Genomic DNA, 17,966 nt, shown 5'->3' on the forward strand with positions numbered 1-17,966 from the left:
GAACCCATAAAAAGCACGCCTATATGTTAGTAAAGACATATTGTGCAGCAGTTAACGGACTAGAAGTAACTACTGTAACCGTAGAAGTAAGCCTCAACAGAGGCGTCATGTACCACCTCACAGGCTTAGGCGACGAGGCGGTCAAGGAGAGCCGTAACCGAATTTCAGCAGCTCTCCAGTATAGCGGCTTCAAATTTCCGATAGCCGACATCACTATCAATCTGGCTCCAGCTGACCTCAGGAAAGAGGGCAGCAGTTTCGACTTGCCGCTTGCAATCGGACTTCTAGGTGCCAACAACAACATTCCCGAAGATCATCTGAAAGAGTACATGATGGTAGGCGAGCTGAGCCTTGACGGTACGCTCCAGCCTATCAAAGGTGCCCTACCGATAGCCATCAGAGCAAGAGCAGAGCACTTTAAGGGACTGATTGTGCCGGAACAGAACGCTCGGGAAGCGGCTGTCGTAAACAATCTTGAGGTTTACGGCATGAAAACGCTTTTCGAAGTCATACAATTCATGAGCGACAGAAGCAATCCTTCTCCTACAATCGTTGACACCCGCAAGGAATTTTACGAAAACCAGACACATTGTGAATACGATTATGCCGACGTCCGCGGTCAGGAGAACGTGAAAAGAGCGCTCGAAGTGGCTGCGGCTGGCGGACACAACCTGATTATGGTAGGTCCTCCAGGTTCCGGAAAGTCGATGATGGCAAAACGTTTGCCGTCTATTCTTCCTCCTCTCACGCTATCTGAGAGTCTGGAAACAACACAGATTCACTCCATTGCAGGCAAACTGGGCAAGAATGTATCACTCATTTCCCAACGCCCGTTCCGGTCTCCTCACCATACCATCTCTCAAGTGGCTCTGGTAGGCGGTGGAACTTCACCACAACCGGGAGAAATATCGCTCGCCCATAATGGCGTTCTGTTCTGCGATGAACTTCCGGAGTTCAATAAAACCACTCTGGAAGTACTCCGCCAGCCATTGGAAGACCGCCACATCAACATCAGCAGAGCGAAATATTCTACAGATTATCCATGTTCATTCATGTTTGTGGCAAGTATGAACCCTTGTCCATGCGGATATTATGGTGATCCGACACATCGCTGTGTCTGCACGCCAGGCCAGATTCAAAGATACATGAACAAGATTTCGGGACCGTTACTCGACCGCATCGACATCCAATGCGAAATCAGTCCCGTTCCTTTCCAGGACATATCGAAGGCAGCACCAGGTGAGCCAAGTGCCAAGATCAGAGAAAGAGTCATCAAGGCAAGAGAAGTTCAAGCCGAAAGATTCAAAGATTATAAAGGCATCCATTGCAACGCCCAGATGACCGAAAGAATGATTCATCAGTTTGCCGAACCCGACGAACAAGGTATCGAACTGCTCCGAATGGCAATGGAGAAGCTTTCTTTGTCAGCCAGAGCCTATAACAGAATCCTGAAAGTGGCACGAACCATTGCTGATTTGGCAGGAAGTGAACAGATTAAGCCTGACCATATAGCAGAAGCCGTGGGATACAGAACCCTCGACAGAGGCGATTGGGCAGAAAGAGGACATTTATAATCATAAAGAAGATATATGTAAAAGGATAAAAATCCGTTTTTTCCTATCATTCGCTCTAAAAAGTTGGATTTATAAGGGAAAAAGGGAGAAAAAATAGAAGAATAGCCATTTTAAAATAGTTACAAACCTGTTTTAGAATGGCTATTTTCTTTTGTCATTACGAAAATATTACCCCATGAAGACAAAAATACCACAAAAAACAGACAAAAACGAATAGTAAAATCGTCCAAGACGGGGTAATTTCTATTCTCCAAGGTGTAATAATTGATTTTAATTAGCTTTTAAATTTACGAAAATCACTAATTCTAATAAAAATTACCCCATATAGGATAAAAAAATGCATTACCTTTGCAACCGTAAAAAGAACACTAGCACAACGCTAGTTTAATTATTAACAACAAAACTATTAAGATTATGGATTGCATTTTTAAAATTACAAACGCAGTAAAGAAGATTGGTTTCGTAATTCTTCTTGCAGAGTTGGCCGTTATCGCCTATATGAACGTAATGTAAGAAATCTCTCTATAGATATAAATATATAAGGAGGAAGTTTTCTACATACTAAGGTAATTAGATTGTAAAAGGTCAACAACATAAGTTGTCAAAACGAATAAGTTCGTAGAAAAAGTAAATGATAATAATTAGGTACAGTCCTATCAGGGAGGAGTCTGATGGAAGTGTACAAGATGGGAGGCTCTTGCAGAGATGCAAAGGGCCTTTTTTTGTATCCTGCCCTACGCTATCCTTACTATAAAAACACTAAAGAACCCAGCTTTTTACACCTTATTATATATATAAGTAAGAAAAAGCGACGATAATTCTTTCTTATCTCCAACATTTTTTGTAATTTTGCAGCCAAATAACAAAAATATATTAGCTAATATGGAACAAAAGAACTTTAAACGTACTACCGTGACTGCGGCTTTGCCTTATGCTAACGGTGGTGTGCACATCGGTCACCTGGCAGGTGTATACGTGCCAGCCGATATCTATGTTCGCTATCTCCGCCTCAAGAAGCAGGATGTTGTCTTCATCGGCGGTAGCGATGAGCATGGTGTACCTGTTACTATCCGTGCCAAGAAAGAGGGTATTACCGTACAGGAGGTGGTTGACCGCTATCACAATCTCATCAAGAAGAGTTTCGAGGACTTCGGTATCTCTTTTGATATTTACAGCCGTACCACTTCGCCTACTCACAATAAGTTTGCTTCAGACTTCTTCCGCACACTCTATGACAAGGGCGTATTGGAAGAAAAGGTAGAGGAGCAGTTCTGCGACGAGGTAACAGGCGAATTCCTTACTGACCGTAATATCGTAGGTACTTGCCCTCGCTGTGGTGCAGAGGGTGCTTATGGCGACCAATGCGAGAAATGTGGTGCTACCCTCTCTCCTGAGGAGCTCATCAACCCTACCAACAAGAACAACCCTGGTCATGGTCTCGTAAAGAAGCCTACCAAGAACTGGTATCTTCCATTGAACAAGTATCAGGATTGGTTGAAGAAGTGGATTCTGGAAGGCCACAAAGAGTGGCGTACCAATGTTTACGGCCAATGCAAGAGCTGGTTGGATATGGATCTTCAGCCACGTGCCATGACCCGCGACTTGGATTGGGGTATTCCTGTTCCAGTAGAGGGTGCAGATGGAAAGGTGCTCTACGTTTGGTTCGATGCACCTATCGGCTACATTTCTAATACCAAGGAACTCTGCGATGCTCATCCAGAAAAGTGGGGAACATGGCAGAAGTGGTGGCAGGATCCTGAAACACGTCTTGTTCACTTCATCGGTAAGGACAATATCGTGTTCCACTGCATCATCTTCCCTACTATGCTGAAGGCTCACGGCGACTATATCTTGCCAGACAACGTACCAGCCAACGAGTTCCTGAACCTGGAGGATGATAAGATTTCAACATCCCGCAACTGGGCTGTATGGTTGCACGAGTATCTCGTAGATTTGCCAGGCAAGCAGGATGTATTGCGCTATGTATTGACAGCCAATGCGCCTGAGACCAAGGACAACAACTTTACCTGGAAGGATTTCCAGGAGCGCAACAACTCTGAGTTGGTTGCCGTTTACGGTAACTTCGTAAACCGTGCCCTCCAGCTCACCAAGAAGTATTGGGGCGGCGTAGTTCCTGCCTGTGGTGAATTGCAGGAGGTAGATGAGAAGGCTATCGCTGAGTTTAAGGACGTAAAGGAGAAGGTAGAGCAGTATCTCAACGTATTCAAGTTCCGCGAGGCTCAGAAAGAGGCTATGAACCTGGCTCGTATCGGTAACCGATACATCACAGAGTGTGAGCCTTGGAAGGTTTGGAAGACCGATCCTAAGCGTGTGGAGACCATCCTGAACATCTCCCTGCAGTTGGTTGCCAACCTCGCTATCGCCTTCGAGCCATTCTTGCCATTCTCTTCAGAGAAGCTCCGCAAGATGATCAATATGCCTAACTTCGAGTGGACTCAGCTCGGCAGCACAGATTTGCTCAAGGCTGGTACCCAGCTCGGTGAGCCTGAATTGCTCTTCGAGAAGATTGAGGATGAGGTTATCGAAAGACAGCTCCAGAAGCTTGCTGACACCAAGAAGGCTAACGAGGAGGCTTCTTATCAGGCAGCTCCTATCAAGCCAGAGGTTAGCTTCGATGATTTCGAGAAACTCGATATCCGCGTAGGTCACATTCTGAACTGCGAGAAGGTAAAGAAGTCTAAGAAACTCCTGAAGTTCACCATCGACGATGGTTCTGGCGTAGAGCGCACCATCTGCTCAGGTATCGCAGCCTACTACGAACCAGAGCAGCTGATCGGCAAGGACGTATTGTTCGTAGCCAACTTTGCTCCTCGCAAGATGATGGGCATCGAGAGTCAGGGTATGATTCTGAGTGCTGTTAACTTCGACGGCTCATTGAACGTAACTTCTCTCCTTGGCAAGGTTAAGCCAGGAAGTCAGGTAGGATAAAGAATCATAGAATCATCTGATTATCAGATAAGGTAAAAGCCTCAAATCCTTTGCGGATTTGAGGCTTTTCTTATTTCTATCCAAATATTCTTTTATAATGTAAAACGATAACCCACGGTAAAGGTCAGAGCCTTGTTCTTACAGTTATCCCAATCACCCTTGCTAGCCTTCGTCAGGCTCACGTTGTAACGGGCATCCAGAATCACGTTCATATATTCATAGCTCAAGCCCAAAGGAATGGCTACATCCACCTTCTTGGCAGGCCAAAGAGCTTCGGTTTCATGCATATCCTTGTATGTAATCGACCCGTTCTTGTCCTTCTGAAGGTCGGTTTCCTCTCTTTTCACCTTGCCGTCACCACAAAGGAATCCCACCTGAACGCCTGCATTCACCGACAAACCCTCTACAAGATAGGCTTTCAGCATGAGCGGTACCTGGATATAATCGAGGTTCACGTGATGATTCTTGATACCTGTATATTCCCCTTTTTCAGCATTCTCTGTCAACTCACAGTCAGGGAAGCGCATACCCTGTCGGGCATAATAAGCACCCAGCGTAATACCCAGGCTCTTACCTATGCGATATTCCACATCTGCGCCACCCATGAATCCTGCCTGATACTTAGACTCTAGCGAGGTTCCCTCCAAAGTTTCCAGAGTCAATCCGCTCCAGTTAGCCAGAGTTACACCGATACGGGGAATTACCGAGAATCTGCCTACCGGACTCTCCACTTCTTGTGCCTTTGCTCCCACAACAGCAAGCAGCAGCACCATCATTATAACTATTTTCTTTTTCATTTCCACAACAGTTTGTATAATATAATAACAAGAAACAAGGGATAATATTGCATCCAACTGTCATTTTTCTCCATGAAAGACCTGTTCTCGTAAAGTGTTAACGAATCTAACTCATAGTTTTCTTCCCCTCAACTCACCGTTTTCTGGAGCATAAGTCATAGTTTACGCCATGCCAAACCTGCATTTATGACCTAAAAATATAACACGGACAAATTGAATTTGTCCGGTTGTTTGTCCGACATCTTTGTAATCTTCTCATAGTCAGCGATTTATATCATGCCGGACAAATTTGTCCGGACAAATTCAATTTGTCCGTGTTTTTTTTCTTGGAAAGTTTTCCTCATCCCGATTAAAAGATAAACATTTGGGGGATTTGGAACATTTCAAGCAAAAACATTTGGGGGATTTGGAACATTTTAACAAAAAACATTTGGGGGATTTGGAACTTATATGTATCTTTGCGCTCAAAATCAGCAAGTTATGAGAAAAAGAACATTTAAAAGAAAAGTGTACGACAAAATGCTCGAATGGAAGCGAGAGAGAAATGGTAGCACAGCCCTCTTGCTCAAAGGAGCACGCCGTGTAGGAAAGTCAACAGTAGCCAAAGCTTTCGCAGAAAATGAATACAAAAGCTATATCCTTATAGATTTCGCACAAGCATCTAAGGAAGTGAAACAGCTGTTTGACAACTTCATGGACTTGAACTACATATTTTTACGCCTCCAATCAATCTACCAAGTAATCTTGGAGCCACGCAAATCAGCCATCATTTTCGATGAAGTACAAATGTGCCCACAAGCCCGGCAAGCCATCAAATACCTAGTAGCAGACGGAAGATACGACTACATAGAGACAGGCTCTCTTATCAGTATCAAAAAGAATGTAGAAAACATTTTGATTCCAAGCGAAGAAACACGTTTGGATCTCTATCCGATGGATTACGAGGAATTTCGATGGGCAATGGGCGATACTGCTACATTTCCCCTTCTCAAGCAGTTTCTCGATGCAAAAGTTCCATTGGGAGCAGCGCATCGAGAAGCTATGCGCAACCTTCGTCTATATATGCTTGTAGGTGGAATGCCACAAGCCGTAAACGAGTACTTAGATACCAACAATCTGAGCAAAACAGATGCCGTAAAGCGAGAAATCATAGAACTTTATCTTGACGACTTCAGAAAGATTGACAAAACAGGAAGAGCTGCCAAGTTATTCGAGAGTATTCCTTCCGAATTAAACAAAAATTCAGCCAGATACCAGGTAGCAAGCGTATTGGATGATGCAGGCAGAAAGAATCTCATGGGAGTCTTGGCAGACATGAAAGACAGCATGGTGGTCAATTTCGCCTATCACGCAAATGATCCCAATGTTGGTTTTTCATTACATAGTGACGAAGACTACTATAAAATGTTTGTTGGAGACACAGGGCTATTCGTCACACTTGCTTTTTGGGATAAAGACTACACAGAGAACACCATTTACGAAAAGTTGTTGAGCGACAAACTGAGTAGCGATATGGGGTATGCCTATGAGAATCTCGTTGCCCAAATGCTTACCGCATCAGGAAACAAACTGTTCTATTACACATTTCCCCATGCAACAAGTCACAAGAACTATGAGATAGATTTCTTGCTATCTCGTGGCAAGAAGATTTATCCGATAGAAGTGAAATCATCAGGATATAACAGTCACAAGTCGCTAGATGAATTTTGCCAGAAGTTCTCTGATAGAATCGACAAAAGATACCTATTATATACGAAAGATTTCAAAAAAGATGGACAGACCTTATTGGTGCCAATATATATGACACCCTTGCTATAAATAAAATATAACACGGACAAATTCAATTTGTCCGTGTTTTTTTTCTTGGAAAGAAGCGAGCTTTACAGCCAGCATTCTTACCCCTGTATTCGTCAAAAGTGTGATTTATCACAAAAAAATCGAATAACATGGAGATAAAACGTTATACAATGCCACTCGTTTAAACAGTAACAAAAAGCTATATTTATCCTTCTGCTATCTTCCATTCACCAATGGTTCGCTTTTGGCTGTCGTAGTTGATTCCAACTTTTACCATTCGTTTGCCGTCAGCTGAATAAGGAATGAGATAGCCTTTGTCATCAATCTGCTGCAAAGCTTCCTCAGCCGTCTTATCAAACTTCAATTCCATCACATAGATTGTATCCGGCATGTGAAGAACGGCATCTGCTCTGCCTATTGCACTATCCTCCTCCACCAAGATGTAAGCACCCATCAAATTAAAAATGAGATAAAAGACCGTTTGGAAGTCCTTCTCGTTCTTGTTGGCAAGTCGATTGGAGATACTGGCGAGATAAGCCTGCATTTTCTGCAAAGCACCATCCATATTATTGTTATATAGTTGCTCCAAAAAGTCGAAGATGAAACTATTATTGTTCAACGATATTGGAGAGAGATAGTTAGGAGCCAAGGAACGAACCATCCCTACACGCACTTCCTTGTTTGGATAATCCAGCTGATAGCTCTGCAAGATAGGGTTATACTTCTTGATGGTGAGATACCCACTCTGATAAAGCAATGGTAAAGCAGAAGTCATCTGCTCAGGAGAGACATCGAAATCATCCACCCCTACGGATTTCTGTTCTATATCCATCACCCCCACATGATGTTTGCGTAAAGTGTTGATAATGTATGCAGGAGTACCTGAACTAAACCAATAAGCTGCTATTTCCTTACTTCTCAACGCTTTAACCAGACTAAACGGATTAAACACATCTTCTGATTTTTTACTGAAATGATAACCATCATAATATGAACTCAACTCGGCAACCGTTTCATCAAAAGTTTTTCCCAAAGACTTGGCTAGCAACTCAACATCAGGCTTCATCACCGTCAGTAGTTCTGTCTTGCTGATACCACAGATAGCAGAATACTGATCGAACATGCTGATATTATCCAAATTATTGATCTCGCTAAAGATACTCAACTGAGAGAACTTGGTGATACCCGTGATAAAGGTAAATTCCAGCCAAGGGTCGAGATATTTCAATGGGCTATAGAACTTCCTCATAACCAAGCGCAATGGCATCAAACTTTCCTTCTCATGCACGACATCCAAGAGAGGAGCATCATATTCGTCTATCAAAACGACCACCTTTTGACCCGTCTTCTTATAGGCACGCTTTACCAAAGACTGCAAACGCTGGCTCGGCTGCACCGCCAATTCGTCACGTCCATAGACCTGCTCGTATTCTGAAAGCATGTAGCCCAGCATCTCTTCTAACCCTTCGGGTGTCTGATTTTTGGCAGTACTCATGTCGAAGTGAAGAACAGGACGTTTCACCCATTCTTTCTCATATTCGCCAAGTGCCAAACCATCAAACAGTTCCTTCCTGCCCTCATAATATGCCTGGAGCGTAGAGACAAAAAGCGACTTACCGAATCGTCTTGGACGATTCAGAAACACATATTTAGAACCATTACGCAAGAAATCGACAATATACCTTGTCTTATCTACGTACACATAATTACCCTCTCGTATATCAGAGAAAGTTTGCATTCCTACTGGGTATTTTCTTATCTTTTCCATAGCCATATTACTTTAGACGGTGCGAAGTTACGAATAAAATATCAGATACGCAAATAAAAAGACAAAAAAAGAGAGGCGAGCTTCACAGCCAGCCTCTCCCGAGAGATTTATAGAAAATGCCACTCATGGCATTCCTATATCGTTGATTAAAAATATTATCAAAATTAATTTGCCTTTGGCAATGTTTTACTCCAATCATTCTGAGCAACACCAAAACCTGAATTGATTTCGTCAACAGGAATTGGATATACAAAGTCTGAAATCTTATAATTGTTAAAAGTGAACTTCACCTCTGGGGCACCATAAGCATATACAGATGCCTTTTCGTCCCAACGGCGCAAATCATACAAACGAAGTCCCTCCTGGAATAATTCGCGAGCACGCTCATCCTTCAAGAAAGCAAGAACCTCATCCTTTGTTGTACCCAACTGCTCGGCAGAAGTAATATCCGCATTACGCTTTGCCACAACTAACAAAGAATTTCTAGCCTCATCAAAATCTGCGGCAGAAGTTCCATGAAGCTTAGCCTCTGCCTTAATGAGATACATTTCTGGCGCATTGATCAAATAGTTTGTCGTTGTTACGGTAGGGAACTTACCACCCTTAAAGACAGGCTTGGTTGGTGTAGATGAAGCATCCCAAATGAAGATTGAAGTTCTGCAATCATTTGCACCATACATCTTCTGAAGTTTAGGACTTGGACTAAAGCTGTAAGTTGACCACAATGTACCGCAAGATTCTGCTGACCAGTTATGCTTGTCATCAATAGACAAATAGAACAAGCTCTCCGTATTGACACCTGTAGAAGAATACATTGCCTTGTATTCATCTGCCGTTGTTGCTATAGCAGACACACCTGCATCATCAAGAGCTTGCTGAGCATAAGACGCAGCGTCAGACCAATTCTCCATATAGAGATAAACACGAGCCAACAATCCTTCTGCTGCAGCCTTGGTAAAGTAAACTTTCTTGCCTCTATCTGCACCAGCTTTGCCAAAATGCTCAATAGCATCTTTCAAATCGGCGACAATAGACGTGTATGTTTCACCTACCGTAGAGCGAGATACCTGCTCGAAAGCCTTTATTGGCTCCTCTGAAATTACAATACCTGGTTGATCAGAAAAATCCTGACCATTTACCTTGATTTGATGACCATAGATATTGACTAAAGCAAGTTTAGCATAAGCACGAAGAGCGTAAGCCTCAGCCAAAGCGACATCCAAAGTCTTCTTATCTTCCTCTGTGGAAGTCTCATACAATTTCTTACCTGCATTAATTGCTCTCGCTGAATTATCAATTACTTTGTAACCATAATTCCAAATATAATGCAAATAGCTTTCCTCATCTGTCATCGTATAAGAATAGATGGCATCCATATGCTTTGTAGAACCATTCCAATATGACAAGTCTGTAGGAATATCACCAATCATCGTTGCATAGTCTCCTGCAAAATAATAGTGATAAAACCAATCGTACTCACCATTTACGGCATGACTTACAGAAGATGCATCTGTCAAGCCATTATCTACATCAACACCAGAATAGTTCTTGGTGTCAAAAAAGTCATCTCCACAACTTGTCAAACAAGTTCCTGCTACTGACAAAAACAGTAAACCTAATATATGTTTCTTCATATTATTCCTTAATTTGAATCTTTTTAGAAAGTAATCTGAATACCACCAACAAATGTAGTCACACCAGGATACTGCCATGCGATAACGCCATTATCATATGTATCAGGTGTATATCCAGTAAAGTCACTTGCAGTAAAGGTGTATAAGTTATCTGCTGAAATGTAAATACGTACCTTTTGCATGAAAGCCTTCTTTGTCAAAGAAGATGGCAAAGTATAGCCCAATGTAACATTACTCAAGCGCAAGTAGCTTCCGTTCATGAGGAAACGAGAAGAAGTCGCTGTTGAATTATCTGGATCATTGTAAACATAACGAGGATATTTTGCATTAGGATTATCCTCTGTCCATGAGTTAAGAGCCATATCTTTGAGCGGTGTCATCTCACTCATACCCCAACCTGTAAAGGCTGCGCCATAATCATAGACCTTAGCACCCAAACGATAATTGAAGCTTAAACTTGCATCAAGTCCTTTCCAATTGATAGATGTTCCAAATCCACCGAATACCTTTGGATCAGCAGAACCCAAATGACGCTTTGCAGCCTCCCTATAATTGCTTGTTGTCTCATCACCAGTTTCATTCTTATACCATAGAGGCTTACCATTGGTTTTATCCACACCTGCATATTCTCTCATATAGAACTCATTGTATGGATAACCCTCTTCATTGATTGTCAATGTATTGACGATAGGTTCACCACTAGACAACTTAACCACACGGTTTTGGTTCCAAGTCATATTAGCATAAGCATTCCAATCCAAGTCCTTTCTATGCATGATAGTAGCCTTCAAATCTACTTCGATACCTTGGTTACGAATCTTACCAATGTTCTTATAAGTGCTAGACAAACCAGTTGTCATAGACAAAGGCATTTTCATCAAGGCATCAGATGTAGTCTCATTATAGTAATCCAAAGACAAATGGATGCGATTAATGAAAGAAAGGTCAAAGCCTACATCAAATTTCTTAGAAGTTTCCCAAGTCAACTTTGTATTAGAGATTGACTCTGGAGCAATACCTACCACACCATCATAGTTGTGACCTGCCATATAATAACCACGTGCAGCATACCAATCAATGTCTTGGTTACCTACAGTACCATAAGATGCACGAAGAGTAGCATTGGTAATAATAGGATTATCCTTCAAGAATTTTTCAGAAGAAAGACGCCACTTGGCGCCAACAGACCAGAAATTACCCCAAAGATTATCCGTTCCAAACACAGAAGAACCATCTCGGCGGAAAGATGCAGATGCATAGTACTTATCAAGATATGAGTAATGTGCATCAGCAAAATAAGACGCCAATCTTGCCTCTCTCTGCTCATATTCAGGATCTTCCCACTTACCTGCTGTAGAAAGTTTGTTCATTCCCAAAGAAGCGAATGGGAAATCATAACCTGTATAATGATCTGAATAGTAAGACTTCTTCTGCATCTCCTGACCCAACATCACAGATACATTATGCATATCGTTAAACGTTTTATTCCATCCCAAGACATTGTTCCAAGTGATGGTAGTAGAACGCGAATTGAACTGATCACCATAACCATTGTAATCTCCCATTCCCTGTGGATCGTAAATAGCAGACATATATTGATACTCACGATAGTTCATGATATTTACACCTAAGTTTGTACGGAAATAAATACCATTCCAAATATCAACTTGCACGTATGGATTCAAGTTCAATGTCTCATTGCGACTTTCGTATACATTACCCAACTTATCTGCAAGAGCAAGAGGATTATATAAGCCATAAGTATAACCATAGTACTTGCCTTCCTCATCATGAGTTGGATAGAATGGTTGCATCATAGAAATCGCAGCGGTCATAGTATTACTCATTGCACCTGCAGTTGACTGACTTGAACCATTCTTAATAGAGAAGGCATAATTAGCATTAGCACCTACAGCAAAGCGACCGAACTTGCTCTCCACATTGACACGACCAGAATATCTCTTAAAGTCAGAAGCAATTACCAAACCCTTTGTATCGAGATAACCAGCACTGATATAGAAACCAGTCTTACCTGTCTTTCCCTGAGCACTGATGTTGTAGTCTTGATAATAACCATGGCGAGTAACCTCATCTATCCAATTGGTAGATCTCTTGCCATCCCATTCGTAATTCTCAGACAAAGCAGCTTTTGCATCATCAATATTATCGAACTGACCTGCAGCTACACGACCTTGCGCATAGAGATTCATAGTCTCCTCAGCATTGGCATAATCCATGTTGTTATTTGCCATAGAAGTGAAGCCTTGCTTAATATCAACATTGATATTCAACTTGCCCTCAGTACCCTTCTTGGTGGTAATGACAATCACACCATTAGCTGCACGAGCACCATAAATAGCAGTTGCGGCAGCATCCTTCAATACAGTAACAGTCTCAATATCCTCAGGATTCACAGATGCCATTGGATCCAGGTAGTTACCCTCGCCAGAGTATGCACCTTCCGTATCAGAGTTCATTGGCATACCATCGATTACATACAATGGCTGAGTACCTGAACTGATAGAAGAACGTCCACGTACATAGATAGAACCCCATGTACCAGGCTGACCTGTAGAGTTGTTCATCTGAATACCAGACACATTACCCTCAAGTGCCTTCACAAAGTTGGCATCACTCTTCTTTTCAATCTGTGAGCCATTCAGCAAAGAAGCTGCACCAGTAAAAGAGGCTTTCTTTTGGACACCATAACCAGTTACAACCACCTCATCAAGGGTCTTTTGGTCTGCACGTAGTTCTATCTGAACCTTATTACCCTTAATTGTAACTGTTTTGTCTTCCATTCCCATGTAAGAAACCTTCACAGTATTCTTACCCTGAGGAAGAACGATAGAAAAGTTACCGTCTACATCGGTAACAGCACCAGTATTAGTACCAACAATCTTGATTGATGCGCCAATAACAGGCTCACCATCCTCTGAAGCTACTACCTTACCGGTAACGGATGTTTGGGCAAAGGCTACTCCACAACTGAGAATTGCCCCCCCCACAAATAAAGCGATTCTTTTAAACATAATCTCTCTCTTTATTAGATAATAATTTATAAATTTATAATAATCGGCTGCAAAATTAGATTTTTTTTCGGATATTTGCAAATATTTTGAAAGAAAAATTTAATAACGCACATAAAAAAGTCTGTTTTTAACACTTCTACCTTGTCATATTGCAACAAAAAGGATATTTTTACAGCAATAAGGCTATAATTTGTAAGAACAGAAATAAGAAGGTTCTTAAGTTATCTATACAGGCATCTGCCGGGTAAGACGTATTGCTTAAATACGTAGAACAAATAGATTAAATAGTCACAGTTCTACGATTCATCGGTTCTAACAACTGGTTCCGTATGGTTGCCGGTGTCTTACTACAGAAAAAGTGTACACCATTTTAACTTAAAAAAGTAAAATGGAAAGTAAAAAGAATGTACCAAACACTTACAGCTTGGACTTTAAACTAAAAGTCTTGTCAGACATGTGTGAGAATGGCTTGTCAACATTTGGTGTCGCAAAAAAATATGGTATAAAAACCCATACGACGGTACTTTATTGGCTTCGACAATATGTTTTAACGGAAAAATCATTATCTTTGTCGCAGGAAACAATGCAAAAGGTAATGGATATGCGCAAGAAACATGAATTAAGACAGGCAGCACAGGTAAAGACTCCTGAGGAGAAGCTGCAAGAGGAAGTGAGCAACCTTCGCAAAGCTCTACAGTATTCAGAGCTTCGTAATGAGGCCCTTCAAGAGCTTCTGAAGATTGGTAAGGAAGAGTATGGCATCGACTTGCTAAAAAAAGCTGGCGCCAAGCAGTAGACAACCTCCAACTCAGACACCCGGAACAATCTCTGGGTTGCCTGAGTGGACTGTTTGGCAAGACGCGAGGAGGTTATTACTCTGTTAGCAAGCAGAAGAGACTGGAACGTGACATACAAGAGACCACGATGGTGGCTGTGATCAAAGAGATTCGCGAACAAGCTCCTGGCACCGGTGCCTACAAGTTGTTCTTGATGCTAAAGAGCACATTTGCCGACAAGATGGTAGGTCGTGACAAGTTCTATAAGTTGATGCGTACGCATCAACTTATGCTTCCACCGATGCGCCGCCGACACACGACGAATTCGAACCATAACTATCGAAAATACAAGAACTTGGTTAAAGGGTTTGCTCCTACAAGACCTAACCAACTTTGGGTTGCAGACATTACCTATGTGGACACAGATGAGGGTGTTTGCTACCTTCATCTGATAACAGATTCTTTCACACATGAGATCATAGGCTGGGTTGTTTCCGACACCTTACTTGCCATCAACACGCAAGAAGCTTTAGAGCAGGCCATACGACAAGCAGACGCAGAGAGCCTACTGTATCTGATACACCATTCTGACAGGGGATCCCAATACTGCTGCAACGCATATGTAAATCGCCTAAAGGAAATCGGTGCAAGCATAAGTATGACAGAGGATTACAAGCCAACAGATAATGCCGTTGCAGAACGAGTGAACGGTATCATCAAGCAAGAGTGGCTTTATAGGATGAAACGTCCCAAGAACTTGGCTGCCCTAAAAAGCATCATGGAAGGGATTGTTCGATTCTATAACGAAGAGCGACTTCACTATAGCAATGGGTTGCTCACACCGAAAGCCATGAGGGAAAAACACTCTTTGGAGGCTTCACGCCTCCAGCCGTGAGGCAAACCACCGTGGTGTTTTTCATAGTTTTGTTTTGGTAGAACCAATAAAAAATATTAACTTTGCAGCAAAGGAGGTGTTGTCAGAACACATATGTAAAGATTATTGACGTGTAAACCATTTCAGTAAGGCTTTTCTTATTGTGTATAGTATTTTAGTAAGAAAGTAAAATTAGTGTATAGTAAACCAGTAAGTAGAACAAGAAAGGTGTACACTACTTTCAGTTAAAGACACCGGCATATGCCAGCAAGGTTGCTGACATATGTCAATAACTCGTTTGGCATATGTCAGGAACATTGTTGACATATGTCAGGAATCTTGTTGGCATATGTCAGCAACCCTACAAATCTAATTCCTCAGACCAACAGATACGTTATCTATAAGCATAAGATATATCTGTTTCAGACTTATTATCTGCAAAGAATAAATAGAATATCATACTGACTGCAGGGAGCGGAATACTTGACATACCACAAAAAAGAAAACGTTTACGGCACTTTTTAGTTAAAAAATTTGGGTATATTGCACATTTTTCGTAATTTTGCGCACGATTTCAACGACTAGAACAAAACAAAGTGGTTTTACACCTTATTATATATATAGAGAATGATATATGTAGGGGATTGTCGTTAGTATAAACAAAAGTATTAAGATAACAATGACTCACAATTTGTTAAAAGGCAAGCGTGGCATCATCTTCGGTGCACTCAATGAGGAATCAATCGCTTGGAAAGTAGCTGTAAAGGCTGCTGAAGAGGGTGCTACTATCGCACTTAGTAATACAGCTATGGCTTTGCGTATGGGTACGCTGGATAAGCTCGCTGAACAGATCAACGCTCCTATCATCGCAGCTGATGCGACTAGCGTAGAAGACTTGGAAAAGGTATTCACTGAGGCTCAGGAGAAACTCGGTGGCAAAATCGACTTCGTGCTCCACTCTGTAGCTATGAGCCCTAACGTTCGCAAGCATCGTACATACGATGACCTCGACTACAACTTCCTGAACAAGACATTGGATATCTCTGCTATCTCTTTCCACAAGATGTTGCAGGTAGCCAAGAAGTTGGATGCTATCAACGAGTGGGGTTCTGTAGTAGCTCTCACATACGTAGCTTCTCAGCGTACATTCTTCGGTTACAACGATATGGCTGATGCCAAGAGCATGCTCGAAAGTATCGCCCGCAGCTTCGGTTACATCTATGGTCGTGAGAAGCACGTGCGTATCAACACCATCTCTCAGAGCCCTACAGCTACAACAGCAGGTAAGGGTATCAAGGATATCGAGAACATGATGGACTTCGCCGACAAGATGTCTCCACTCGGAAACGCCGTAGCTGAGGATTGCGCTAACTACTGCGTGATGATGTTCTCTGACTTCACCCGCAAGGTGACCATGCAGAACCTCTTCCACGATGGTGGTTTCTCATCAATGGGTATGAGCCTCCGTGCCATGAACCAGTATGCTAAGGATATAACTCCTTATGAGGATGAGAACGGTAAGGTTATCTACGGATAATCAGGCAGAAGAGAAAAAAATCTCACTAATATACAAACAGGTATGTTCGGTAAAAATCTGAGCATACCTGTTTTTTTATTCATATCCACCCTCTATCTTAAACTTGGCAACAAGCGGAAGATGATCGCTGTATCCACCCAAATATCGTGGACCGAGATAGGTGCGGAAAGGTTTCTTTCCGCCATATTTCTCATCATCTTCTAAGAGGAATGGCAAATCTCCTATCTGACAACTCATCTTAAGCCGGGAAAGCGAAGGACTGAAGAGAATCTGGTCAAGACTCCGCCAATCTCCATGCCAGCGATAAGTAGCCTTGGCACCATGAGAGCCTTTGACGCCAACAGATATATTAATAAGGTGATGCTGATAAAGATAACGAAGGGCCGGAGAATCGGAATAATCGTTGAAATCGCCGGCTACGATAATCCTTGCACTATCATTGAGCGCATAGATAGAATCTACAGCAGAAACCAGCTGGCTAGCTACCTGCAGGCGGTAGGGACGCGAAAACTGTTCGCCGCCACGACGGCTAGGCGCATGCAATACAAAGACATGGAGCGTATCATCATTCATAATCCGCCCCGAAGCGTAGAGAATATCTCTCGTAGGACGAGTATCAGGCAGCGGCTTGATGCGGATAGACCGGAACTGTATAAGCGCAAAAGAAGATGGCTGATAAAGCAAAGCCACATCTATGCCTCGTTCATCAGGCGAATCGGTCATCACATAATCATAATTCACACCGCGAAGAGCTGAACGCCGGGTTAAATCAAACAGCACACTATCGTTCTCCACTTCGCAAAGCGCCACAAAATCGGGAACATGCCAGGACTTCTCCGAGGGTCTTGAAGGATTATCTGGAGAGGCGATACCAACAAGCGACAAATCTTCATAACCCAAAGCTACTATAGTCTTGGAAAGATTTGCCAGCTTGCGCCAATAGCGATAAGGCGTCCACTTGTAACTGCTCTGTGGCAGGAATTCATAGTCATTCTTCAGCGAATCATGCCTCGTATCGAAGAGGTTTTCGCAGTTCAACTCCACAAAAGTGAGGAAACTTGATAAGATGAGAGTGAAAAACATAACATTTTATTTTGTATTGTCAACGATTTGATGTATCTTTGCAGTCGGTTTACAATGGTCCTATAGTTTAACGGATAGAACGGAGGTTTCCTAAACCTTTGATCCGAGTTCGATTCTCGGTGGGACCACGTACTTTCCTTATCAT

General features: G+C 42.3%; 11 protein-coding genes and 1 tRNA gene. 7 read left to right on the top strand and 5 right to left on the bottom strand.

The genetic code is table 11. The features are described 5' to 3' along the window. The first annotated feature begins 23 nt into the window (after nt 1-23). Nucleotides 24-1,574, top strand: coding sequence for a YifB family Mg chelatase-like AAA ATPase (locus tag KUA46_RS12300; RefSeq protein WP_006848071.1), 1,551 nt, complete (start codon nt 24-26; stop codon nt 1,572-1,574). Nucleotides 1,575-2,456: 882 nt separating this feature from the next. Then, on the top strand, nt 2,457-4,523 hold the full coding sequence (metG, locus tag KUA46_RS12305) for a methionine--tRNA ligase (protein WP_006848073.1): 2,067 nt from the start codon (nt 2,457-2,459) through the stop codon (nt 4,521-4,523). 92 nt (nt 4,524-4,615) lie between these two features. Here the strand turns inward: metG and KUA46_RS12310 are convergent, their stop codons facing one another. After that, entirely contained in the window at nt 4,616-5,320 is a 705-nt protein-coding gene (locus tag KUA46_RS12310) for a porin family protein (RefSeq protein ID WP_153091433.1), read from the bottom strand. Nucleotides 5,321-5,800: 480 nt separating this feature from the next. On the opposite strand from KUA46_RS12310, the gene KUA46_RS12315 reads away from it, so the two are divergent. Next, entirely contained in the window at nt 5,801-7,138 is a 1,338-nt protein-coding gene (locus KUA46_RS12315) for an ATP-binding protein (RefSeq protein WP_218487813.1), read from the top strand. A 184-nt stretch (nt 7,139-7,322) separates the two neighbouring features. Here KUA46_RS12315 and KUA46_RS12320 read toward each other — a convergent pair whose 3' ends face one another. From KUA46_RS12320 to KUA46_RS12330, 3 genes are all read right to left on the bottom strand, one after another. Then, nucleotides 7,323-8,885: an ATP-binding protein gene (locus KUA46_RS12320; RefSeq protein ID WP_218487812.1), complete on the bottom strand. Its 1,563-nt coding sequence runs from the start codon at nt 8,883-8,885 to the stop codon at nt 7,323-7,325. Between the two features lie 164 nt (nt 8,886-9,049). Continuing rightward, nucleotides 9,050-10,519 carry a RagB/SusD family nutrient uptake outer membrane protein gene (locus tag KUA46_RS12325; RefSeq protein WP_218487811.1) on the bottom strand — a complete coding sequence of 490 codons (1,470 nt, stop codon included), beginning with the start codon at nt 10,517-10,519 and terminating at the stop codon, nt 9,050-9,052. 23 nt (nt 10,520-10,542) lie between these two features. Then, entirely contained in the window at nt 10,543-13,551 is a 3,009-nt protein-coding gene (locus tag KUA46_RS12330; protein WP_218487810.1) for a SusC/RagA family TonB-linked outer membrane protein, read from the bottom strand. A 388-nt stretch (nt 13,552-13,939) separates the two neighbouring features. Between KUA46_RS12330 and KUA46_RS12335 the strand changes: the two genes are divergently transcribed. From KUA46_RS12335 to KUA46_RS12345, 3 genes are all read left to right on the top strand, one after another. Then, nucleotides 13,940-14,347 carry a hypothetical protein gene (locus KUA46_RS12335; RefSeq protein ID WP_218487984.1) on the top strand — a complete coding sequence of 136 codons (408 nt, stop codon included), beginning with the start codon at nt 13,940-13,942 and terminating at the stop codon, nt 14,345-14,347. Nucleotides 14,348-14,397: 50 nt separating this feature from the next. Next, nucleotides 14,398-15,222, top strand: coding sequence for an IS3 family transposase (locus KUA46_RS12340; protein WP_256625117.1), 825 nt, complete (start codon nt 14,398-14,400; stop codon nt 15,220-15,222). A 658-nt stretch (nt 15,223-15,880) separates the two neighbouring features. Next, the gene (locus KUA46_RS12345) at nt 15,881-16,738 is read left to right on the top strand and encodes an enoyl-ACP reductase FabI (protein WP_022121533.1); all 858 of its coding nucleotides are present in this window, start codon (nt 15,881-15,883) and stop codon (nt 16,736-16,738) included. 75 nt (nt 16,739-16,813) lie between these two features. Here the strand turns inward: KUA46_RS12345 and KUA46_RS12350 are convergent, their stop codons facing one another. Beyond that, the gene (locus tag KUA46_RS12350; protein WP_218487213.1) at nt 16,814-17,821 is read right to left on the bottom strand and encodes an endonuclease/exonuclease/phosphatase family protein; all 1,008 of its coding nucleotides are present in this window, start codon (nt 17,819-17,821) and stop codon (nt 16,814-16,816) included. A 56-nt stretch (nt 17,822-17,877) separates the two neighbouring features. Between KUA46_RS12350 and KUA46_RS12355 the strand changes: the two genes are divergently transcribed. After that, a tRNA-Arg gene (locus tag KUA46_RS12355) sits at nt 17,878-17,949 on the top strand. The last annotated feature ends 17 nt before the right edge of the window (nt 17,950-17,966 follow it).

The organism is Segatella copri, from assembly GCF_019249765.2.
Classification (GTDB): Bacteria; Bacteroidota; Bacteroidia; order Bacteroidales; family Bacteroidaceae; genus Prevotella; species Prevotella copri_K.

Excerpts from the sequence above, each read along its gene's own strand:
- KUA46_RS12300 (WP_006848071.1), top strand. The coding sequence starts at position 24 with ATGTTAGTAAAGACATATTGTGCAGCAGTTAACGGACTAGAAGTAACT.
- metG (WP_006848073.1), top strand. The coding sequence starts at position 2,457 with ATGGAACAAAAGAACTTTAAACGTACTACCGTGACTGCGGCTTTGCCT.
- KUA46_RS12310 (WP_153091433.1), bottom strand. The coding sequence starts at position 5,320 with ATGAAAAAGAAAATAGTTATAATGATGGTGCTGCTGCTTGCTGTTGTG.
- KUA46_RS12315 (WP_218487813.1), top strand. The coding sequence starts at position 5,801 with ATGAGAAAAAGAACATTTAAAAGAAAAGTGTACGACAAAATGCTCGAA.
- KUA46_RS12320 (WP_218487812.1), bottom strand. The coding sequence starts at position 8,885 with ATGGAAAAGATAAGAAAATACCCAGTAGGAATGCAAACTTTCTCTGAT.
- KUA46_RS12325 (WP_218487811.1), bottom strand. The coding sequence starts at position 10,519 with ATGAAGAAACATATATTAGGTTTACTGTTTTTGTCAGTAGCAGGAACT.
- KUA46_RS12330 (WP_218487810.1), bottom strand. The coding sequence starts at position 13,551 with ATGTTTAAAAGAATCGCTTTATTTGTGGGGGGGGCAATTCTCAGTTGT.
- KUA46_RS12335 (WP_218487984.1), top strand. The coding sequence starts at position 13,940 with ATGGAAAGTAAAAAGAATGTACCAAACACTTACAGCTTGGACTTTAAA.
- KUA46_RS12345 (WP_022121533.1), top strand. The coding sequence starts at position 15,881 with ATGACTCACAATTTGTTAAAAGGCAAGCGTGGCATCATCTTCGGTGCA.
- KUA46_RS12350 (WP_218487213.1), bottom strand. The coding sequence starts at position 17,821 with ATGTTTTTCACTCTCATCTTATCAAGTTTCCTCACTTTTGTGGAGTTG.